Annotated in this window: 18 protein-coding genes; 8 read left to right on the forward strand and 10 right to left on the reverse strand. The window is 60.7% G+C overall.

What is annotated here, in order from left to right:
* The first annotated feature begins 1 nt into the window (after nt 1).
* Nucleotides 2-388 (forward strand): VOC family protein, encoded by a 387-nt coding sequence (locus tag DVA43_RS15075; protein ID WP_114316009.1) that lies wholly within the window; start codon nt 2-4, stop codon nt 386-388.
* A 391-nt stretch (nt 389-779) separates the two neighbouring features.
* On the forward strand, nt 780-1397 hold the full coding sequence (locus DVA43_RS15080; protein WP_039030554.1) for a response regulator transcription factor: 618 nt from the start codon (nt 780-782) through the stop codon (nt 1395-1397).
* Here DVA43_RS15080 and DVA43_RS15085 read toward each other — a convergent pair.
* Genes DVA43_RS15085 through DVA43_RS15105 form a run of 5 tightly spaced genes read right to left on the reverse strand, consistent with a single transcriptional unit; the run spans nt 1389 to nt 8661 of the window.
* The gene (locus tag DVA43_RS15085; RefSeq protein WP_114316010.1) at nt 1389-6992 is read right to left on the reverse strand and encodes an AAA family ATPase; all 5604 of its coding nucleotides are present in this window, start codon (nt 6990-6992) and stop codon (nt 1389-1391) included. The two genes, DVA43_RS15080 and DVA43_RS15085, sit on opposite strands and share 9 nt — an antisense overlap.
* 58 nt (nt 6993-7050) lie before the next feature.
* Nucleotides 7051-7419 (reverse strand): response regulator, encoded by a 369-nt coding sequence (locus DVA43_RS15090; RefSeq protein WP_114316011.1) that lies wholly within the window; start codon nt 7417-7419, stop codon nt 7051-7053.
* Nucleotides 7420-7445: 26 nt separating this feature from the next.
* Nucleotides 7446-7703 carry a DUF1427 family protein gene (locus DVA43_RS15095; protein ID WP_103823084.1) on the reverse strand — a complete coding sequence of 86 codons (258 nt, stop codon included), beginning with the start codon at nt 7701-7703 and terminating at the stop codon, nt 7446-7448.
* Nucleotides 7700-7909 carry a DUF1427 family protein gene (locus DVA43_RS15100; protein ID WP_032616311.1) on the reverse strand — a complete coding sequence of 70 codons (210 nt, stop codon included), beginning with the start codon at nt 7907-7909 and terminating at the stop codon, nt 7700-7702. Before DVA43_RS15100 ends, DVA43_RS15095 begins: the two co-directional genes overlap by 4 nt.
* A 59-nt stretch (nt 7910-7968) precedes the next feature.
* A complete protein-coding gene (locus tag DVA43_RS15105) occupies nt 7969-8661 on the reverse strand; it encodes a hydrolase (protein ID WP_103823317.1) in 693 nt (230 codons plus the stop codon).
* Between the two features lie 234 nt (nt 8662-8895).
* Here DVA43_RS15105 and DVA43_RS15110 point away from each other — a divergent pair, with 234 nt between their 5' ends.
* Genes DVA43_RS15110 through DVA43_RS15125 form a run of 4 tightly spaced genes read left to right on the forward strand, consistent with a single transcriptional unit; the run spans nt 8896 to nt 13642 of the window.
* Nucleotides 8896-10767: an amidohydrolase gene (locus tag DVA43_RS15110; RefSeq protein ID WP_114316012.1), complete on the forward strand. Its 1872-nt coding sequence runs from the start codon at nt 8896-8898 to the stop codon at nt 10765-10767.
* A gap of 5 nt (nt 10768-10772) precedes the next feature.
* Nucleotides 10773-11183, forward strand: a complete 411-nt coding sequence (locus DVA43_RS15115) for a DoxX family protein (protein ID WP_114317152.1) — start codon at nt 10773-10775, stop codon at nt 11181-11183.
* Complete coding sequence (locus DVA43_RS15120; RefSeq protein ID WP_114316013.1) at nt 11180-12790, forward strand: MFS transporter; 1611 nt, start codon at nt 11180-11182, stop codon at nt 12788-12790. The genes DVA43_RS15115 and DVA43_RS15120 overlap by 4 nt, the downstream gene beginning before the upstream one ends.
* Nucleotides 12791-12820: 30 nt before the next feature.
* Nucleotides 12821-13642 carry an alpha/beta fold hydrolase gene (locus DVA43_RS15125; RefSeq protein WP_114316014.1) on the forward strand — a complete coding sequence of 274 codons (822 nt, stop codon included), beginning with the start codon at nt 12821-12823 and terminating at the stop codon, nt 13640-13642.
* Nucleotides 13643-13727: 85 nt separating this feature from the next.
* On the opposite strand, the gene DVA43_RS15130 is transcribed toward DVA43_RS15125, so the two are convergent.
* The 5 genes from DVA43_RS15130 to DVA43_RS15150 form a co-directional block, all read right to left on the reverse strand.
* The gene (locus tag DVA43_RS15130; protein ID WP_114316015.1) at nt 13728-14153 is read right to left on the reverse strand and encodes a FosA8 family fosfomycin resistance glutathione transferase; all 426 of its coding nucleotides are present in this window, start codon (nt 14151-14153) and stop codon (nt 13728-13730) included.
* Nucleotides 14154-14158: 5 nt separating this feature from the next.
* On the reverse strand, nt 14159-14587 hold the full coding sequence (locus DVA43_RS15135; protein ID WP_246842240.1) for a hypothetical protein: 429 nt from the start codon (nt 14585-14587) through the stop codon (nt 14159-14161).
* A complete protein-coding gene (locus DVA43_RS15140; RefSeq protein ID WP_114316017.1) occupies nt 14584-15282 on the reverse strand; it encodes a hypothetical protein in 699 nt (232 codons plus the stop codon). The genes DVA43_RS15135 and DVA43_RS15140 overlap by 4 nt, the downstream gene beginning before the upstream one ends.
* A 247-nt stretch (nt 15283-15529) precedes the next feature.
* Nucleotides 15530-16954, reverse strand: coding sequence for an aminobutyraldehyde dehydrogenase (gene patD / locus DVA43_RS15145; protein WP_114316018.1), 1425 nt, complete (start codon nt 16952-16954; stop codon nt 15530-15532).
* Nucleotides 16955-16987: 33 nt separating this feature from the next.
* Nucleotides 16988-18469, reverse strand: coding sequence for an APC family permease (locus DVA43_RS15150; protein ID WP_114316019.1), 1482 nt, complete (start codon nt 18467-18469; stop codon nt 16988-16990).
* Between the two features lie 347 nt (nt 18470-18816).
* On the opposite strand from DVA43_RS15150, the gene glaH reads away from it, so the two are divergent.
* Nucleotides 18817-19794, forward strand: a complete 978-nt coding sequence (glaH, locus tag DVA43_RS15155) for a glutarate dioxygenase GlaH (RefSeq protein ID WP_114316020.1) — start codon at nt 18817-18819, stop codon at nt 19792-19794.
* 11 nt (nt 19795-19805) lie between these two features.
* Nucleotides 19806-21074, forward strand: coding sequence for an L-2-hydroxyglutarate oxidase (gene lhgO / locus DVA43_RS15160; protein WP_114316021.1), 1269 nt, complete (start codon nt 19806-19808; stop codon nt 21072-21074).
* Nucleotides 21075-21086: the final 12 nt, after the last annotated feature.

Here is a 21086-nt window from a genome sequence, read left to right on the forward strand (position 1 = left end):
GATGAATATTGCACACGTGGCACTCTGGACCCGTAACCTGGACGCGCAGGTCCACTTCTGGCAGACGATATTTGGCGGCCAGCGTAACGAACGCTACCTCAGTAAAAACCGTCCCGGTTTTGAATCGCACTTTATCACGCTGTCCGACGGACCGACCATCGAGCTAATGACGGTACCGGATCTGCCCGATCGCCCGTCGCACCCGGAGTTTGTCGGCTGGGCGCATATCGCGCTGAACGTGGGCAGCAAGGCGGATGTGGATCGGATGGCGGAGCAGGCGCGGCTGAATAACACGCTGCTGAGCGCCCCAAGGATGACGGGTGATGGCTATTATGAAGCGGTCATTGCGGACCCGGACGGGAACCGTATTGAGCTGGTGGGGGAGTAATCTGCCAATATTTTACCCCTCTGGAGAGAGCATCAGGCAGCACCGCTGCGGCATCGCCGGGTGGCGGCTACGCCTTACCCGGCCTACAAAACTAACCCTCTCCCCAAAGAGGAGAGGGGATCGTCCTTGCGACTATCAAGCGTCCTCCCCTTCTTTATTGGCGACAATTTGACCATTTCTGGCCTACGCTTACCCAATGTGAAAAGCGGTTTTGAATACTCACCCCTCGCTTTCATATAGTTATCATATTGTTAAATGATAATGAGAATTAATGTGTTAGAGTAATTGCGTTCGAAAGCTGCCGCCATACTCGTTTGATCGTCAGGGAGGTAGCTTGCACGCTGAGCGAAAATCCTCTCATCTCTGTCAGGCTGAAACATTGGGGCTATTAATGGAACACATTGTCTATGTCGTTGATGATGATCACGCTGTCAGGCGGTCCGTGGTCGGGCTGCTGGAGTCTGCCGGGCTGAACGCCCTCGACTTCTCCTCGGCAGAATCTTTTCTGCAACACACCTTTGAAGATGTGCCCTCCTGCGTGATCCTCGATATGCAGATGCCTACCATCAGCGGGTTTGAAGTGGCGGACTCCCTGAAGGCCAGCGGGCGCGAGATCCCGATAATCTATCTTACCGGTCACGGCACCATTCCGATGACGGTGAAGGCGATGAAGGGCGGCGCGTATGAGTTTCTCACCAAGCCGGTGGCGTCGAACGATCTGCTGAACTCCATTGGCGACGCGCTGAAGCTGGCGGAAGAGAACGCCCTGCAGTTGCGGGAGCAGTACTCTCTGAAGCAGCGCCATCTCTCGCTGACGCCGCGGGAGCAGGAGGTGTTGCAGCTGGCGATCAGCGGGATGCTGAACAAGCAGATCGCCGCCGAGCTGGGGGTGAGTGAAATCACCGTCAAAGTCCACCGCCGACGGGTGATGGAGAAGATGCAGGCCCGCTCGCTGGCGGATCTGGTCAGGGCCGCGGAGCGCCTGACCAGAAGCCAGCCCTCAGAGTGACGTCTCGCCCTCCGCCAGCGGCAGGGTAAAGGCAAAGACAGAGCCGTGCGGCTCGCGGTTACGGGCCGTCAGCTTGCCGCGATGGCGCTCGATAATGCTGTAGCTGATGGTCAGCCCCACCCCCATCCCCTGGGCTTTGGTGGAGTAGAATGAGTCAAAGATGCGCTCGGTCTGCCCCGGCGCGATGCCGGTACCGCTGTCGGCGATTTCAAATGTGATCCCGCCCCCTTCCGGGTTCGAGGTGGAGAGCAGCAGCATACCGGGCCGCGTTTTGATCTCGGCCATCGCCTCCACCGCGTTCATCACCAGATTCAGCAGCACCTGCTGGATCTGCACGCTGTCAGCCACAACAAAACTGTTTGCCGCCGCCAGGGCATAGCTGACGCTGATGCTCCGCCGCTCCAGCTCGCTGCGCGACAGGGTGATGATGTGCCGCACCAGATGATGCAGATCGATGCGGGCAAAGGCCGGATCCTGTTTGCGGGTGAGGGACTGCAGGCTGCGAATGATCTCCCCTGCTCGCTCGCCCTCGGAGACAATCTCCTCCAGCCCGAGCCTGGCCTTATCCAGCCGGGCCGGATCGCGGTTCAGCCAGCGCAGGCTGGCTCCGGCATTCGCGACAATCGACATCAGCGGCTGGTTGATCTCGTGAGCAATGGATGAGGTTAACTGCCCGACGGTGGTCGCCCGGGAGACGCGGGCCAGCTCGGCCTGCGCCACCCGCATGGCATCTTCCGCCGTCCGCTGGGTGGTGATGTCGGTGATGATGCCGTAATACTCATTCACTTCGCTGCCCACACCGACCGGATCGCCAATCCCCAGAATGGTGCGCACGGCTCCGTCGCCACGAATAATGCGGAACTCGGCGCGCATGGTCAGGCCATCGCGCACGCTCTCGGTCACCAGGGTGCTGATGCGCGGATAGTCATCCTGATGCACGAAAGTCAGAAACTCCGCCATCGAGATCATCTTCTGCTTCTCCGGCAGGCCCAGAATGCGGGCATACTCCTCCGACATAAACATCAGATCCTGCTGCAGCTCCCAGCGCCAGCTGCCGGTATGGCTGATCTGCTCCCCCAGCATCAGCGAGGTCTGGCTGGCCCGCAGCTCTTTCTCCACCCGACGCCGCTGCTGGTTCTCCTCCAGCAGCTCGGCATAGAGCCGGGCGGTCTCCAGCGAGATGGCGGCGTGTGCCCCCAGCAGGCTGACCACCCGGGAGTGCTCGACGGTAAAGACCTCCGGCATCAGGCGGTTCTCCAGGTAGAGCACCCCCACCAGCCGCGCCTGCTTGAACATCGGCACGCACATCACCGCCGCGCCGGAGGTGACCAGATACGGGTCCTGGCTGAAGGGGTGGAACTCTTCCGGTTTGCCGGTGTGGATTTCCTGCCCGGTGCGGATCACCGCCGCCAGTACCGTCAGCGGCATCTCGGTGGCCGTCGGCACCTCTTTGCGGATCTGCACCTGCACCCCGTCGGTGGTGGTGCTGGCGCTGGCCTCGATCTCCGGGATGTTGTTGTCATTCACCCGGATTAAAAAGCCGCGCTGCGCCCCGGCCCGCTCCAGCAGGATGGTCATCAGGGTTTCGATCAGCCGCTCGAGGTTGATCTCTTCCGACAGGGCGCGCGACGCCTTGATCACGCTCTGTAAATCGCGGATCTCCTCGTTACGGGCAAAGGCCACCGTGTCCCAGGCGTTGGCCTGGCCGGGGGCCAGCAGATAGGGGAAATCCCGCTCCAGCTGGCGTATTTTGGACTGCGCCCCGGCCCGTCCCCAGGCGGTCATCGCCCCGCGGAAGTGGGCCTCGGCGGCGGTGGTGTAGCCGCAGGCGTGGGCGAAGCGGCCCGCCAGCTCGTGGGCCAGGGCGTTGAAGGGGTTGAAGCCCCCTTCGCGCGACAGGCGCACCGCCTTCTCGTACTGTTCGAGGGCGATGCTGTTCATGCCGTCGAGGCGCACGATCTCGGCGTAGATCAACGCCTCTTTATCGGCGAAGGTGCCAGGATTGACCCGCGCCCAGAGGGCGATCTTGTCGTAATGAAGGTGGATCTGACGGCGCAGATCGGCGGAAAAGGTCTCCGGGGTCAGCTGCTGCGAGAGGGTGAGCGCGCTGTAAAGGTGGTAGTCCATCAGGTGGATATGGCCCGGTGCGGACCAGGCAAAGCGCCCGGCCTGGGCCAGATTATCTGCCGCCTGGGGGAACTCGCCGCAGGCGAAGTGGGCCATGCCGCGGTAGAGCCAGAACCAGAACAGCATGGTGGAGGTCTGCTCCGGAGCCTGCTCTGTAGCTCCGGGCAGCAGGGATTGCGGCAGCACCTCGCTGGCGCTCCACTGCCCGTTCACCGGGGTGCGCAGGTGCTCCACGTAGTGGCGCTGCATCAGCAGGATCGCCTCTATGTCCTGAAAATGGGTTTTACGCACGAAGGCCAGTCCGCGCTCAATGCTCATCAGCACCGCGTCGAGGTGATCGCCCCGGGTGAGGAAATTGATCACCTGGTGACAGGCGGCGAAGCAGGCCACCGTCATATCGCCGTGGGTCACGGCGGAGGTGAAGCAGGCCTTGGCGCACTCAATGGTGTAGCCCAGCGGCTGGGTCCAGACGCTAAGCTGATCCAGCGCCAGCAGGGTTTTGGCTTCAAAGGCGTCGTAGCCGTGGCGGTTGACCAGCTCCCGGGCCAGGGTGCCGTACTGGAAGCCGAGGCGATACTCAGCGTAGCGGTGGCCAATCAGCACCCCGAACCACGCCATCGCGGTGGTGGAGGCGCCGGTGATGCCGTGATCCAGCGTCAGATGCATCATCCGGCACAGCAGTATGAAATGCAGGCGCGAGCTGGTGAAGCTGGCGAACAGGCTGGCGCTGTTGAGCAGGTTCATCACCGCCTCGGTGTCGCCATCTTTCATCAGCGGCAGGCGGCTAAAATGGTCCTGCGGGTTCTCGCCAACGCGGTTGCACAGGCTCTGCCAGGCCTCGTCGCACTCGGCGGTCTCCGGAAAGCGGCTGACGTGAATGCCAAACACCGCCAGCCAGCAGAGGGCCGCCTCCAGCGCCAGCCGGTTGTCGGACTGGCGCATGTAGACTTCGGCCAGCAGGTTGGCCGCCAGCGCTTTCTCCGCCAGCCCGCCGGGGGAGCCGAGAATGCGGTCGCACAGCCTGCGGGTGGCCTCAAGATTGCCCAGCGCAAACTCGCAGCCCGCCTCTTCGCTGTCGAGAATAAAGTCGCTGGCGCTCTCGGGCGCCGATCCGGCGTTGCCCAGCGCCCGGGCGGTCTGGATATAGCTCAGGGCCGACAGATAATCCCCCGAGCGGCGGGCGCGGCGGGCGGCCAGCAGGCTCAGCTCACGGAACATCTGGCGCTGGGGCGCAGGCTGAATGCTGTCCAGCGCCGCCGTGACGTGATGGACGGCGCGGAACAGGATCTCGTTACCCGCCGCCTGGCGGGCTGACTCCGCCAGCAGGCTGGCGGTGGTGAGGTGCAGACGGCTGCGCTCGGCGTTATCCAGCAGGGCGAAGGCCGCCTCCTGAACCCGGTCGTGGGTAAAGGCATAGCCTTCGTCGCTGAGGGTGATCAGCTGCGCCGTCACCGCCGGATGCAGAGCGTAGCGGATCTCCGCCACCGACATCGACACCACCCGGCAGACCATCTCCAGCTCGCCGCTGCCGCCCAGACAGGCGATGCTGCCCAGCAGCCGTCGGGTCTCTTCGGGCATCTCCTCCAGCTGCTGGAGCACCAGAGTGACCACGTTTTCGGTGTAGTGCCGGGTGCGGATGGCGTGCAGATCGTAGTGCCACTTATCCTGATATTTGTTGTGCGTCACCAGCCCGTCATCGACGATACGGCGGAAGAACTCATGGACAAACAGCGGGTTGCCGCCGGTTTTCTCATGAATCAGCCCGGCCAGATCCGCAGTGCTGGCGGAGCGGGTATGGAAGATGCTCGCCAGCCAGCGCGACACCGCCTTCACCGACAGCGGCTCCGGGCGCAGCTCGGTGGTATTGCGCGAGGCCCGGTGCAGGTTCGCCAGCTGCTGATTCAGGGTTGCGTCCGGCACCGGGCAGACATCCCGGTGCGCCACCACCAGCAGCAGCGGCACGTTACTGGCGTTGGTCAGCAGGTACTCCAGAATTTGCAGGCTGGCGGCGTCGATCCAGTGGATATCATCCAGCAGCAGCACCAGCGGGCAGCCCGCGCTGGCGAAGGTTTTCACCAGCGCCAGCACCATATGGCTGAAGCGCGCCCGGGCGTCGAGGGAGAAGCTGTCGCTGGAGAAGCGCGGCTTGTTCTCCAGCAGCAGCCGCAGCTCCGGCACCAGGCTGACGGCCAGCTCTTCATACCCCTCCAGCTCCCGCGACAGGCGGATCTTCCACTGCGTCACCTCCGTTGCCGACAGCCCCAGCAGGTGCAGCACCAGGGTGCGAAAGGCTGAGCTCAGGGCGGCATAGGGCAGCGTGGGGGAAAACTGATCCACCTTGCCCACCGCCAGCAGCACGTTGCGGTGCTGTAGCGCCTTTAGCGCCGAGGCGATAAGGGACGATTTGCCGATCCCCGACGGGCCGCTGATCGCCACAAACCCGGCGAGGTTGTCGCGGCATACCCGGTCAAAGGCGTGGCTCAGATCCGTTGCCTGGGGATGGGCGGTGTAGAGGGTGTCGGTGAGATGAAACGCCGGGGAGCGATCCTGTAAGCCGGGGGTAAAGGCGGCAATATCGCCCTCGTCGCTCAGGGTAGCCTGGCAGCGGCGCAGGTCGGCGATCAGGCCGTCGATGGTCTGGTAACGGTTCTCCGGTTTTTTCGCCAGCATCTTCAGGATGATGGCCGAGATCATAGCGGGCACGCCGGGGCAGACCACTCCCGGGGAGCGCGGCTCCGAGGCGATGTGGTAGTGCGCCCACTTGCCCTGATCCTGGCCGCCCAGCTCAAACGGCAGGCTGCCGGTGAGCAGCTCGTAGAGCACCACCCCGAGGCTGTAGAGATCGCTGCGGCTGTCCACCGAGCGGTGAGTACGGGTGGTGTGCTCCGGCGACATGTAAGCGGGTGTGCCGCCCACGATGGCCAGTCGCGACTGCTGTAGCTCTTCCGAGGCGCCGGACGACAGGCCAAAGCCCCCCAGCCGACAGCTGTTGTCGTCATGAATAAAGATATTGCCGGGCTTGATATCCCCGTGTACCAGGTTGCGCAGATGCATCAGACGCAGAGGCAGGCTGATGCGGATCGCCAGCTCCAGGAAGCTCTGGATACAGGCCATCGGCGCACCAACGATGCGCGTCAGCAGCACAAAGGAAAAAGGGGCGTAAACCAGTGCAAAGCGCCCGTGGTACTGCGTGGTGGCGACCGGACGGATAGCCCAGTCGTCGCTCAGGTACTCCCGCAGGGCAAACTCATTACGCAGCAGGCGCGTTGCGCTGGCCTCTTCTTCATCGCTCACGGCGGTGGCGATAATAAACGACCCGCCCGAACTGGGCAGGCGGGCATTCAGCCAGCAGAGGCTTCCCTCCTGGCCCAGCGGGGTAAAAATGACATCTTCTTTAAGCACAAAAGCCCGCCCTTCGGATAAATTTCCGGGGGCGGGCCAGAGTGCAGGCAGCGATGGGGTGTTCATCCACGTTTCCTTATTTTTCTTCATTAATGGTTCTCGTGGGATAACGGTGCAGGTGGTGTCAGGTGGCGAGCGCGCGCTGAATGTGCGCCAGCAGCACATCGACGTTTATCGGCTTGCGCAAAAAAGCAACGGCGCCATTCTCAACAGCGTAGCGCTCTATGTTGTCATCCGCATGACCTGAGATAAAAATGAGCGGCGGCGGTGAACTGGCGATAAGGTGCAGCCTGTCGAGCATCTCCAGACCGTTCATCCCCCGCAGGCGGATGTCGGCAATCACCAGCGCCGCGTCTGTCAGCGCGGTGGGGTGGCTGAGAAACCCCTCCGCCGAGTCGAAGGCTTCTGTGGCATACCCCTCCGACTGCAGCAGGTTGCTTAACCCGCTGCGAACAGACCGTTCATCATCAATGATGGCTATGCGCTGCGGCATGCTCTCTTTCCTCAATATGGACGTGATTAACCCTCGCTGCCGTCGCCGGGACGGGGTGGAGGCGGAGTGCCGCTGATTTTGGGTACGCATTCGTGGCGAAACCAGGTCATCGTCAGCTGTCGGCTGAACAGGCGGCGGCCAATCGGGATCAACTGCTCCCCCACCAGCATGCCAAACAGCCCCATCAGCGCAACAACGGGCGGCGCGGGCGAGTGTACATCAATTGCGGCATAAATAACCCCTGCCAGAATTCCGCAGCTCAGCGAAACGACCCAGGCTTTCATGACGAGGCTCCTGTGGAGAGAGTGACGGGCGCCTTTTGCGCGGTATCGTCAGCATGCAAAAAATGGCGGGTGGCCTGTTCGCCTGCCAGCATGCCCAGCAGACCAATCAGCGCCAGCGCGGGCGGCGCCGGAGAACGGACTTTCAGCAGCGCGTAGAGCAGGCCGATAAGCACGCCTGCCGCGAGGGAAATTAACCCAGTACTCATGATGCACTCCAGAGAGGTCAGCGGCAGGCCGGATGAGGGCCCAGCCTGCCGCTGTTAACTTAGCGGACCGGGGCCGGAACCGGCGCCAGGGTTTCGTGCTCGCTCTTCTGGCGAGACGGTGCTTTGTGCACCATGGTGTAGGCGTAATCCACGCCCATGCCGTAGGCACCGGAGTGCTCACGCACGATATCCATTACCGCGTTGTAGGTCTCTTTGCGCGCCCAGTCACGCTGCCACTCCAGCATCACCTGCTGCCAGGTTACCGGGATCACGCCCGCCTGGATCATGCGCTGCATGGCGAAGTCGTGGGCCTCTTTCGAGGTGCCGCCGGAAGCGTCCGCCACCATGTAGATCTCGTAGTCACCTTCCAGCATCGCGCACAGGGCGAAGGTGTTGTTGCACACTTCGGTCCACAGACCGGAGACCACCACTTTCTTCTTGCCGTTGGCTTCCAGCGCGTCACGCACTTTCTGGTCATCCCAGGAGTTCATGGAGGTACGCTCAAGGATCTCTTTGCCCGGGAAGACATCCAGCAGTTCCGGGAAGGTGTTGCCGGAGAAGCTTTCGGTTTCAACGGTGGTGATGGTGGTCGGGATGTTGAACACTTTGGCCGATTTCGCCAGCGCTACCACGTTGTTTTTCAGCACCTGACGGTCGATAGACTGCACGCCAAACGCCATCTGCGGCTGCTGGTCGATGAAGATAATCTGACAGTTATCCGGGGTTAACACTTCGAGCTTTGAGTTAGACATAATGGTATCCAGTGAGGTTAACAGGTGAAATCGCACCACGCGTTGACGATGCGTTGAGTGCATCCTATGCCTCTCTGGTTCCGGCGGTAATTATCTCTTTGTATAATTAACCTTTCGTATAGTTATACGCAGGTATAGTTATACTTTGGTATACCTATCCCTTTGTATAACTGGTTTTTTTCAGTAACCGGTTCCAATAATCCTGACCATTCCCCCTCTCAGTCAGGAGCAATTATGACTTCCTCTGCCAAAGCAGATCTGATTCTGGTGAATGGCCAGTTTCACACCGTCGATCGTGAAAATCCCCTCGCCGAAGCGGTGGCCGTGCGTGACGGTAAATTCCTTGCGGTGGGCACCGCTGCCGAGGTGATGCAGTACCACGACGACGCCACCAAAGTGGTGGATCTGAAAGGCCACACCGCCATTCCCGGTCTTAATGACTCGCACCTGCACCTGATCCGCGGCGGGCTGAACTACAACCTCGAGCTGCGCTGGGAGGGGGTACCTTCTCTGGCCGATGCCCTGCGGATGCTGAAAGAGCAGGCCCTGCGCACCCCGTCACCGCAGTGGGTGCGCGTGGTAGGCGGCTGGAGCGAGTTCCAGTTCGCCGAGCGCCGCATGCCCACCCTGGACGAGATCAACGAGGCCGCGCCGGACACCCCGGTCTTTATCCTGCACCTGTATGACCGCGCCCTGCTCAACCGCGCGGCGCTGAAGGTGGTGGGCTACACCAAAGAGACCCCGAACCCGCCGGGCGGCGAGATCCAGCGCGACGCCAACGGTAACCCGACCGGGATGCTGATCGCCCGTCCGAACGCCATGATCCTCTACGCCACCCTCGCCAAAGGGCCGAAGCTGCCCCTGGAGCAGCAGGTGAACTCCACCCGCCAGTTTATGCGCGAGCTGAACCGCCTGGGCTTAACCAGCGCCATCGACGCTGGCGGCGGTTTCCAGAACTACCCGGAAGACTACGAGGTGATCGCCGAGCTGCATGAGAAAAAGCAGATGACCATCCGCATCGCCTACAACCTCTTCACCCAGCGCCCCGGTCATGAGCTGGAAGATTTTGAGAAGTGGACCGATATGCTCAAGCCGGGCCAAGGCACCGACTTCTTCCGCCATAACGGTGCGGGGGAGATGCTGGTCTTCTCCGCCGCCGACTTTGAAGATTTCCTTGAGCCGCGCCCGGATCTGGCCCCCGGCATGGAGGACGAACTGGAGCGCGTGGTGCGCCATCTGGTGGAACACCGCTGGCCGTTCCGCCTGCACGCCACCTACGACGAGTCCATCAGCCGGATGCTGGATGTCTTTGAGAAGGTGAACCGCGAGATCCCGTTCGACGGCCTGCACTGGTTCTTTGACCACGCCGAGACCGTGACCCAGCGCAACATCGACCGCATCAAGGCGCTGGGCGGCGGCATCGCCGTGCAGCACCGCATGGCCTTCCAGGGCGAGTACTTCGCCGAGCGTTACGGGATGGAGGCGGTTCGCCACACTCCGCCGGTCACCCGTATGCTCGAGACCGGCGTGCCGGTAGGACTCGGGACCGACGCCACCCGCGTGGCGAGCTACAACCCCTGGACCGCCCTCTACTGGCTGGTCTCTGGCCGTACCGTGGGCGGGATGCAGATGTACGATCACAGCGCCCGTCTGGATCGCGACACCGCCCTGATGCTCTGGACCCAGGGCAGCGCCTGGTTCTCGAACGAGCAGAACCAGAAAGGGCAGATCAAAAAGGGCCAGCTCGCGGATCTCGCGGTGCTGAGCAAAGACTACTTCCGCGTGCCGGAAGAGGAGATCAAGGGCATCGAGTCGGTGCTGACGGTGGTGGATGGTAACATCGTCTATGCCGCAGGCAGCTTCGGCCCACTGGCGCCGCCTGCCATCCCGGTTCTGCCGGAGTGGTCCCCGGTGGTCAAGGTGCCGGGTCACTACCGCAGTGCGCCACCACAGGCCGCCCGCGTGGGGATGAGCGCCGTACACCACTGTAGCGGTCCGTGTGGGGTGCATAACCACTCGCACGACTTTGCCCGCACGGCAGAGATGCCGGTGGCCGACGATAACGCCTTCTGGGGAGCGCTGGGCTGCAGCTGCTTCGCGTTCTGATCATGATGAATTCAACTCAACCCAACCTGCCCCGGATCGACCTGGGGCTGTTCTTCCTGCGCATCACCGGCAGCCTGCTATTGCTCTACGTGCACGGTCTGCCGAAAGTGCTGCACTTCAGCGAAGAGCTGACGCGGATCGAAGATCCCTTTGGCTTCGGGCCGTACTTCAGCCTGATCCCGGCGATCGTTGCCGAAGTGATCTGCCCGATCCTGATCCTCTTCGGCGTGGCGACCCGGCTGGCCTGCGTGCCAATCATCGCCGTGCTGCTGGTGGCGATGCTGGTGGTGCATCCGGGCTGGTCGATCGCCGAAGGTCAGTTTGGCTGGCTGCTGCTGATCATCTTCACCACCCTGGCCATCACCGGCCCCGGTGGCTGGCGGCTGCGTACACGTGCCACGGAGAGATTCGCATGACCCAGGTGACCGACGCGCACATCGAACATCCGCCTGCCCCGGCGATCTCAACGTGGCAGCCGCTGCACCAGCGGGTGTTCCGCATGCTGTGGATCGCTACGGTGGTCTCCAACGTCGGCTCGTGGATGAGCGACGTCGGCGTGAACTGGAGCATGCTGACCCTCAGCGCCGATCCGCTGGATATCGCCCTGGTGCAGGCGGCAAGCAGCCTGCCGATGTTCCTCTTCGCCCTGCCCTCCGGGGTGATGGCGGACATCGTCGATCGTCGCAAGTACCTGCTCTTCTCCCAGCTGTGGGTGTTTATTGCCGCGGCGGGGCTGACGGTGCTGTCGTTTACCGGCCAGGTGACCCCGACGGTGCTGCTGGTGGCGGCCTTTCTGCTGAGCGTCGGCAGCGCCATGAGCTCGCCGCCGTTCCAGGCGGTGGTGCCGGATCTGGTGAGCAAGGCGGAGCTGGGCCCGGCGATTGCGCTGAACTCGCTGGGAGTGAACATCAGCCGCGCCATCGGTCCGGCGCTGGGGGGCTTTTTGCTCTCGCTGGCGGGGCCGTGGATGGTATTCCTGCTCAATGCCCTGTCGGTGCTGGGCGTGGCATGGGTGCTGTGGCGCTGGAAACCTGCGGCATCGGTGCAGCGCCTGCCGCCGGAGCACTTCTTCTCGGCGGTGCGTGCCGGGGTGCGCTATGTGCACGCCGCCCCGGTGCTGCGTAACGTCTTAATTCGCACCGTGGCGTTCTTTCTCTTCGCCAGCGCGGGCTGGGCGCTGCTGCCGCTGGTGGCGCGCCGGGAGCTGGGCCTCGGCCCGGCGGGGTACGGCATCATGCTGGCCTGTATCGGTCTGGGGGCGATTGCCGGGGCGGTGCTGCTGCCGCGTCTGCGTCAGCGCCTCAATGCCGACCAACTGATGGTGGCGGCAAGCCTGGTTTTCGCCATCACCATGCTGGCCCTGGCCTTTGTGCGCCACTTCTGGCTACTGAACCTGTTTGAGTTCTTCACCGGCTTTGCGTGGATCGCGGTGCTCTCCACCCTCAACCTGGGGGCGCAACGCAGCGCCGCACGCTGGGTGAAGGCCCGGGCGCTGGCGGTCTATCTGACGGTCTTCTTCGGCTCGATGACCGCGGGCAGCGCCCTGTGGGGGCAGATCGCCTCGCACGCCAACACCGCCACCTCGCTCTGCGTGGCAACGGTGGGGATGCTGCTGGCGAGCGCCACGGTGCTGCGCTGGAAGCTGGAGAAAGATCCTAACCTGAACCTCGACACCAGCGGGCTTATCGCCGACGACGCCCGGGAGAACATCCCCAACGAGCGCGGCCCGGTGCTGGTCTCCTGCGAGTACCGGATCGATCCTGAAGCGGTCAGCGATTTCCTGCAGGCCGTCCACGAGCTGCGCCGGGTGCGCCGCCGTGCGGGGGCCATCAGCTGGGCGGTGTATGAAGATATCGACCAGCCGGGCCTGTATATCGAGACCTTCCTGCTGGGATCGTGGGTGGAACACCTGCGCCTGCAGGAGCGCCACACCATGAATGACCACCTGCTGCAAAGCCGCGTCCTGGCTTTTCATCAGGGCGATGCACCCCCGGCGACCCGCTATCTGGTGGCGCCGGTTTAAAACCTAAAACAACCTTTTGAGGAAGAGACTATGGCTACGATCAAAGCGAAAGACGGCACGCAGATTTACTACAAAGACTGGGGTGCAGGTAAGCCGGTGCTGTTCAGCCACGGCTGGCCGCTGGATGCCGACATGTGGGACAGCCAGCTTAACTATCTGGCCGAGCGCGGTTTTCGCGCCATCGCCTTCGACCGCCGCGGCTTTGGCCGTTCGGATCAGCCGTGGAATGGCTACGACTACGACACCTTTGCCTCCGACATCAACGACCTGATCACCGCGCTGGATCTGCGTGACGTGACCCTGGTGGGCTTCTCCATGGGCGGCGGCGACGTCAGTCGTTATATCGGCACCTACGGCACCGACCGCGTGGCCGGGCTGGCGCTGCTGGGTGCGGTAACGCCGATCTTCGGTAAATCCGACTCTTATCCGCAGGGTGTGGATCAGTCGGTCTTCGCCGGCATTCGTGACGGGCTGCTGAAAGATCGTGCCCAGTTCATCAGCGATTTCGCCACCCCGTTCTACGGCACCAACGCCGGGCAGACCGTCTCTGAAGGCGCCCTGACCCAGACCCTGAACATCGCTCTGCTGGCCTCGCTGAAAGGCACCCTGGACTGCGTAACCGCCTTTGCCGAAACCGACTTCCGTGCGGATATGGCGAAAGTCGACGTGCCGACGCTGGTGATCCACGGCAGCAACGACCAGATCGTGCCGTTCGAAACCACCGGCAAAGTGGCGGCGGAGCTGATCGGCAATGCCCAGCTGAAGGTGTATGACAACGCGCCGCACGGCTTTGCGCTGACGCATCAGGACCAGCTGAATGAAGACCTGCTGACGTTTGTGAAATCGCTGTAAGTGTTAAGTTTGTTGCCGGGTGGCGCTTCGCTTACCCGGCCTACATGGTTTGTAGGCCCGTGCAAGCGCAGCGCCGCCGGGCAAATTACGTTTCGTCTGAGGTAAAAACCATCCCCGCATAAGGCTTCTCCCGACACGCCGCCAGCCGCGCGGCCAGATCCCCCACGTGCAGTTCCAGCTTGTGCCCGTCCGGGTCGAGAAAATAGAACGACTCCCCTTCGCTTTTGTTCTCTTTCCAGACGGTAACGCCTGCGTCTTTAAGCTTTTGCGTGAAGGTTTGGAAGTGTTCTGGTGCGACAGAGAATGCGTAGTGGGTGTAGTCGCTCTCCTGCGGCGGAATAAATTTGCGCGTATCGTCATAGGACAGACAGAGCCAGAGATCGCCGCAGGTGAGATAGGCCCCGGCGTGCCATTCGGCATGCAGGCGCATGCCGAGAAGATCGCGCCAGAAGGTGATGCTGTCAGGCAGATTGCTGACGGCGAGGGTCAGGTGTTTGAGGGCGTTGAGCATGGGGTTCACTCCTTGATAGAGGTTAACCTCACTTCTTTAGCATGCTTATCGACGTATAAATAGAAGCGCTCTTTGCACGCTTTTTTTGGCTGGCACCACATTTCCATTCCACGCTGTGTTCGCTTTTCTTTGATATAGCCTAAATCGGCGAAGTAGACACGAAGCGGTTCGGCATTAGTCGTATCTTTGAAAATGATGGCATTCGAAGGAGGATATCCGTCACCGGGTTGAGATTCAAAATAGTAACTTCGGGAAATTCTCGGCGCGTTTTGAATTTCATTATAGGTGAGAGTGTAATAACGATAGCGATCGGTTTCTTTGTAGACCGTCATCTCGTTTATGTCAGATGCAATAAGGTAGATGAACAGAAAGCAGAGAATTAAGACTGTGACGGAAAAAAGAATGAGGTATCTGATAAAGGTAAAGCGCATCATCTAGCCCCTGTATATCCAAATGCTGTGCCATTTTCGGTAAGAACATTAACGATGCCAGAAGTAAAATCATCCCAGGGATACAACCCTCTCATAAACATGGGAAGCTCAGCGATGTAAGGCTCATGCTTAACACAAGGGTCGTCTGGATCAGGAAAAATGATGGGTTTAAAGCCACAATTTTTAAAAGAGCCAATAGCTCCATAATAATCCCATCGCCGTAACGCAGATTCATAGCTTACAGGCTTCACCTGGTCGGCATAGAATCCGGGTCTGATAGCACGATAGAATCCAAACAAGTCAGAAACTAAATCCTCTCCACTAAAGCCGCTATCTGTATACCAGGTAAATAACCGGAGGCTTTGTAAATCTTCGAAATTGAATGCGGTAATCATCATCATCGCCAACATCATACGATTGATATCGTGCATATCGCGGCCACGTTTTATTTCCCATCTGGCGAACCTTCCAATACCCAGGCGAGAGCCAAATTTTGCTACGCTCATATCCTGACGATACATAACGACATAGTAATCCCGCCCACTTCCCTCACCCTGCACAAACTGTCTTCTGAGCTCTTCAACATCATCGCCACGGGCATGACCCATATCTATCCAACCCAGCACATCGGTATAAATAAGCCCTCTTAATGAATGTTCGAAGTCAGCACCATCCCTGATATCTTGTCTTGAGCTCACAATATATATCCTTATATAAGTAAAGCTCTGATAGTAAGTAATCTATTTTACCGTTGTCTATATCATACTTAATTATTCGGAATTTATTGTTGTAATGTATTATTTAATTGTTCTGGGATTAAGAATGAGGGGAAATATATTTTCCCTACTCATCAACCTTTACGCCGGGTGGCGCTGCGCTTACCCGGCCTACGAAATGACAAAACCTGTAGGCCCGTGCAAGCGAAGCGCCGCCGGGCAATGCCGGTTAGTGCTTCACCATCACATGCCGCACCACGGTGTAGTCTTCCAGCCCGTACATCGACATATCCTTGCCGTAGCCGGAGAGCTTCTGCCCGCCGTGCGGCATCTCGCTGACCAGCATAAAGTGGGTGTTCACCCAGGTGCAGCCGTATTGCAGGCGGGCGCTCATGCGGTGCGCGCGACCCACGTCCCGGGTCCAGACCGACGAGGCCAGGCCATACTGTGAGTCATTGACCCACGCCAGCACCTGCTCTTCGTCGTCAAACACGCTGACGCTCACCACCGGGCCGAAGACCTCGCGCTGGATAATCTCATCCTCCTGCTTCGCCCCGGCCAGCAGGGTTGGCTGGTAGTAATACCCGCTGCCGCCCGCCACATTGCCGCCAGTCACCACGTGGATATGCGGCAGGGCTTTGGCGCGTTCCACCGCCTCGCTGACGCGGGCTAGATGGGCGGCGGAGCTGACCGGTCCCAGCTCGGTGGTTTCATCGTCCGGTGCGCCCATTTTCAGGCTGGCGACGGCGACGCCCAGTTTTTCCACCAGCGTGTTATAGACCTCTTTTTGCGCATAGATACGGCAGGCGGCGGTGCAGTCCTGCCCGGCGTTGTAGAACCCGAAGGTGCGAACGCCTTCAACGACGGCGTCGATATCGGCGTCGTTAAAGACGATGACCGGCGCTTTGCCGCCCAGCTCCATATGGGTGCGCTTAATCGACGGCGCGGTATGGGAAATAATGTGCTCCCCGGTGGCGATGGAGCCGGTCAGGGAGACCATGCGCACCTTGTCGTGGCCGGTCAGCGGGTCGCCCACGGTTTTCCCGCGGCCAAACAGGACGTTAATCACCCCTGCCGGGAAGATATCTTTCGCCAGCTCAGCCAGCTTCAGCGCAGTCAGCGGAGTGATCTCCGACGGCTTAAGCACCACGCAGTTCCCCGCTGCCAGCGCCGGGCCCAGCTTCCAGGCCGCCATCATCAGGGGGTAGTTCCAGGGGGCGATGGAGGCGACAACGCCCACCGGGTCACGGCGGATCATCGAGGTGTGCCCCTCCATATACTCCCCGGCGGCGAGACCGTTCAGGCAGCGGGTTGCACCCGCAAAGAAGCGGAACACGTCGACAATGGCCGGGATCTCGTCGTTCAGCACGCAGTGCAGCGGTTTGCCGCAGTTCAGCGACTCCAGTCGGGCGAAGGTGTCCGCGTTCTGTTCGATGACATCTGCCAGCTTCAGCAAACATTCGGCGCGCGCTTTTGGCGTGGTCTGGCCCCAGGTACGGAAGGCGCGATCGGCCGCCTGCACTGCGGCATCCACCTGCTCCGCGCTGGCTTCGGCTATCTCCAGCAGGACCTCGCCGGTGGCCGGGTTGTACACGGGTTGCATCTCACCTGAACCCGCAACCAGTTCGCCATTAATCAGTAAGTTGTGTTGCATAGCCGACTCCATTGTTTTTATGGTCTGAGTGAATTACAGAGATTGTCCCGCGTTAAGGCGTTTTGCGTGCTCAATCGCGTCGTTTTCCGGCGCGTTTGAGCGGCCAAACGGTCGGGCCAGCGCCATGTACACCAGCCCCGAAATCACCACCACCGACAGCCCCACCAGCACCGTCCAGCGGTCGATAAAACTTGCGCTCTCGGCAGGCTGGGCCAGCAACCAAATCCCACACAGCCCGTAAGCCAGCGCCAGGATATTGACCAGCATTCCCCACCCGCCGACGCTCCACTCCCCGGCCGGTTTCCAGCCTTTCAGCCGCTGGCGCAGCGCCGCCAGCACCACCATCTGGAACGAAATGTAGATACCGATAACCGCAAAGGCGGTAATGCGCGCCAGGTTATCCGGCTGGAAGTACACCCACACGCAGATCAGCACCGGCAGCAGGCAGCTGACGATCATCGCGTTGTCCGGGACGCTGTTTTTCGACAGCTTTGCCATCCAGGCGCTACCCGGTAGCATCTGGTCGCGGGAGAAAGAGAAGATCAGGCGGCTCAGCGCGGCCTGTAGCGACAGGATGCACGACAGCATGGCGATCACCGCGATGATGATAAACACCGTGGCGCCGGTTTCCCCCAGGGCTTCGTTGAGGATCGCCGGGATCGGATCGGCAATCTGGCCGTTGACGATGTTCATCAGATTTGGGGAGGCCAGCAGATAGCCGAGGATCGAGATCAGCGCCGAGATGGCGCCAAAGACGATGCTGAGGATCATCGCCACCGGGATTTTCTTGCTCGGGTTTTTCACCTCTTCCGCCACGTTGCCGCAGGCTTCAAAGCCGAAGAACATAAACAGGCCGATCAGCGCCGCCGCCATAAACGCCGGCTGGTAGCTGCCATCTTTCGCCAGCACCCCCATCGAGTCGAAGACCACCGAGAAGGGCTGCGCGCGATGGAAAATCAGCAGGTAGATCCCCAGCGCAATCACGCTGACGATCTCGCACCAGAAGCCAATTCGGGCCACCCGGGCGAGGTTTTTAGTGCCCGACATGTTGATGGCCATCATCATCAGGAGCAGCACCACCGAGGTGATGAGCATGTTGCCTGCCGAGGTCTCAAAGCCAAACAGTGACCCGACGAAGGTGGCGGTATATTCCGCCACCGAGGTGATGGTCACCACCAGCGCCCAAAGGTAGATCCAGGCGGCGATCCACGCATATTTTCGCCCCCACAGGCGGCGCGCCCACGGGTACAACCCGCCGGTGATCGGATACTGCGACGCCACTTCGCCAAACACCAGCGCCACCAGCAGCTGCCCGCAGGCCACGATCGGAATCCACCAGATGGCCGGTGGCCCCGCCAGCGTCACCGCCAGGGCAAACAGGGAGTAGACCGCCGTCAGCGGCGAGAGGTAGGTGAATCCGAGCGAAAAGTTAGAGATAAGGCCGATGGAGCGGTGAAATTGCTGTGTATTATCGCTATGAATTTCTTCACTTTTCTTGCCAGAAGTCTGTTCCATACGTTTTTCTCTGTATAGTGATTGGGCCGCAGGTAACACGAATCAAGGTATAGAAGAGCGCCTGAAGGCCGTACAGCGTCGCCCGGGTGATTTGTTAAGATTTGTATGGATATGTCACGCTTTTGTTATGGTTAACCCGCATTTTCCGTGAGGCGCATCACGCCAGTGCGATCAGATAGCGACCTGAGAGCGTATTTTCCCGACCACTTCTCCTGTTTTTCCTGCCTGTATCACAGAATTCAAACAATCTCCCCTGAATAAATCCATTTTGCAAAAACGTAGATATTTTTAATTTATGGCTACGAAACACCCCGTTCCCTGAATACTTTCTGAGAGGATTGATTCTGATGAATGCACTGACCGCCGTACAACAGCCCGACGAGGCGTTAGCCCGGACCATCACCGGTTTTAGCATTGCGCCCTCCGCGCAGTCTCCGCGCCTGCTGGAGCTGACGTTCTCCGCGGAGGTCACGCAGCAGTTCCTGCGGGAGGTGGAGCAGTGGCCCATCCAGGCGCTGGAGTACAAATCCTTCCTGCGTTTTCGGGTGGCGAAGATCCTCGATGACCTGTGCGGCAACCAGCTTCAGCCCCTGCTGCTGAACACTCTCCTCAGCCGCAGCGAAGGCGCCCTGCTGATTGACGCCGTCGGGGTGGATAACGTCGCCCAGGCGGACGAGATGGTGAAGATCGCCACCGCCGTGGCGCACCTGATCGGCCGCTCCAATTACGACGCCATGAGCGGCCAGTACTACGCCCGCTTTACGGTGAAAAACGTCGATAACTCAGACAGCTACCTGCGTCAGCCCCACCGCGTGCTGGAGCTGCACAACGACGGCACCTTCGTGGATGAAGTGACCGACTACGTGCTGATGATGAAAATCGACGAACAGAACATGCAGGGCGGCAACTCCCTGCTGCTGCACCTCGACGACTGGGAAGCGCTGGATAAATTCTTCAGCCATCCGCTGGCCCGTCGCCCGCTGCGCTGGACGGCACCGCCGAGCAAAAACGTCTCTCAGGATGTGTTCCACCCGGTGTTCGATGTTGACCAGCAGGGTCGCCCGGTGATGCGCTATATCGACCAGTTCGTACAGCCGAAAGATTTTGAAGAGGGTGTCTGGCTGAGCGAACTTTCGGACGCGCTGGAGAGCAGCAAAAACATCATCTCCATTCCGGTCCCGGTGGGTAAGTTCCTGCTGATTAACAATATGTTCTGGCTACATGGCCGGGATCGCTTCACCCCGCACCCGGATCTGCGCCGGGAGCTGATGCGTCAGCGCGGGTATATCAGCTATGCCACCACCCACTATCAGACTCATCAGTAGGGATAGCGCGGATGTATGATTTTGTCATTACCGGCGGCGGCATTATCGGCATGTCGACCGCCATGCAGCTGATTGCGCTCTACCCGGATGCCCGCATCGCCCTGCTGGAGAAGGAGGCTGGCCCGGCCTGCCACCAGACCGGGCGCAACAGCGGGGTGATCCACGCCGGGGTCTATTACACTCCCGGCAGCCTGAAGGCGCAGTTCTGCCTGGCGGGGAACCGCGCCACCAAAGCCTTCTGCGATGAGAACGCTATTCGCTATGACACCTGCGGCAAGATGCTGGTGGCTACCTCCCCGCTGGAGATGGCACGGATGCAGGCCCTGTGGGATCGCACCGCCGCCAACGGGATCGAGCGCGAGTGGCTGAGCGGTGCCGAACTTCGTGAGCGCGAGCCCAACATCACCGGGCTGGGCGGGATTTTTGTCCCCTCCAGCGGGATCGTCAGCTATCGCGAGGTGGCAGCGGCGATGGCAAAACGCTTCCAGCAACAAGGCGGGGAGGTGATTTTCAACGCCGAGGTCAGCGCCCTGAAGGAGCACGCCAGCGGCGTTGTCATTCATACCCGCGACGGGCGCGAGTTTGAAGCCCTTACCCTGATTGCCTGCGCCGGGCTCATGGCCGACCGGCTGGTGAAAATGCTCGGCATCGACCCCGGCTTTATTATCTGTCCGTTCCGCGGGGAGTATTTCCGCCTGGCGCCGGAACACAATCAGATCGTGAACCACCTTATCTACCCGATCCCCGATCCGGCCATGCCGTTCCTGGGCGTGCATCTCACCCGGATGATCGACGGCAGCGTCACGGTGGGGCCTAACGCGGTGCTGGCCTTTAAGCGCGAGGGCTACCGCAAGAGCGATCTCTCCCTCACCGATATGCTGGAAATTCTCGGTTCCTCCGGTATCCGCCGGGTGCTGCAAAACAACCTTCTCTCGGGTTTAAGCGAGATGAAAAACTCCCTGTGCAGAAGCGGCTACCTGCGCCAGGTGCAAAAATATTGCCCGAGCCTGACCCTGAAAGATCTGCACCCCTGGCCTGCGGGTGTGAGGGCGCAGGCAGTTTCGCCAGAAGGGAAGCTGATCGACGACTTTTTATTTGTCACCACGCCGCGCACCATCCATACCTGTAATGCGCCCTCACCGGCGGCGACCTCGGCGATCCCCATCGGGGCGCATATTGTCAGTAAGGTCCAGACCCTGCTCGCCAGCCAGCACAACCCCGGGCGTTCACTGCGGGCGGCCAGTGGCGTGGAGACACTCCACGCCGCGTATACCCGTTAATCATTCTGAGAC

The organism is Leclercia sp. W6, assembly GCF_003336345.1.
Classification (GTDB): Bacteria; Pseudomonadota; Gammaproteobacteria; order Enterobacterales; family Enterobacteriaceae; genus Enterobacter.

Bases quoted from the DNA above. Each gene is read 5' to 3' on its own strand.
- glaH (WP_114316020.1), top strand. From the start codon at position 18,817: ATGAATGCACTGACCGCCGTACAACAGCCCGACGAGGCGTTAGCCCGG.
- DVA43_RS15125 (WP_114316014.1), top strand. From the start codon at position 12,821: ATGGCTACGATCAAAGCGAAAGACGGCACGCAGATTTACTACAAAGAC.
- DVA43_RS15095 (WP_103823084.1), bottom strand. From the start codon at position 7,703: ATGAAAGCCTGGGTCGTTTCGCTGAGCTGCGGAATTCTGGCAGGGGTT.
- DVA43_RS15080 (WP_039030554.1), top strand. From the start codon at position 780: ATGGAACACATTGTCTATGTCGTTGATGATGATCACGCTGTCAGGCGG.
- DVA43_RS15100 (WP_032616311.1), bottom strand. From the start codon at position 7,909: ATGAGTACTGGGTTAATTTCCCTCGCGGCAGGCGTGCTTATCGGCCTG.
- DVA43_RS15135 (WP_246842240.1), bottom strand. From the start codon at position 14,587: ATGATGCGCTTTACCTTTATCAGATACCTCATTCTTTTTTCCGTCACA.
- DVA43_RS15090 (WP_114316011.1), bottom strand. From the start codon at position 7,419: ATGCCGCAGCGCATAGCCATCATTGATGATGAACGGTCTGTTCGCAGC.
- patD (WP_114316018.1), bottom strand. From the start codon at position 16,954: ATGCAACACAACTTACTGATTAATGGCGAACTGGTTGCGGGTTCAGGT.
- DVA43_RS15120 (WP_114316013.1), top strand. From the start codon at position 11,180: ATGACCCAGGTGACCGACGCGCACATCGAACATCCGCCTGCCCCGGCG.
- DVA43_RS15115 (WP_114317152.1), top strand. From the start codon at position 10,773: ATGAATTCAACTCAACCCAACCTGCCCCGGATCGACCTGGGGCTGTTC.
- lhgO (WP_114316021.1), top strand. From the start codon at position 19,806: ATGTATGATTTTGTCATTACCGGCGGCGGCATTATCGGCATGTCGACC.
- DVA43_RS15105 (WP_103823317.1), bottom strand. From the start codon at position 8,661: ATGTCTAACTCAAAGCTCGAAGTGTTAACCCCGGATAACTGTCAGATT.
- DVA43_RS15075 (WP_114316009.1), top strand. From the start codon at position 2: ATGAATATTGCACACGTGGCACTCTGGACCCGTAACCTGGACGCGCAG.
- DVA43_RS15130 (WP_114316015.1), bottom strand. From the start codon at position 14,153: ATGCTCAACGCCCTCAAACACCTGACCCTCGCCGTCAGCAATCTGCCT.
- DVA43_RS15085 (WP_114316010.1), bottom strand. From the start codon at position 6,992: ATGAACACCCCATCGCTGCCTGCACTCTGGCCCGCCCCCGGAAATTTA.
- DVA43_RS15110 (WP_114316012.1), top strand. From the start codon at position 8,896: ATGACTTCCTCTGCCAAAGCAGATCTGATTCTGGTGAATGGCCAGTTT.
- DVA43_RS15150 (WP_114316019.1), bottom strand. From the start codon at position 18,469: ATGGAACAGACTTCTGGCAAGAAAAGTGAAGAAATTCATAGCGATAAT.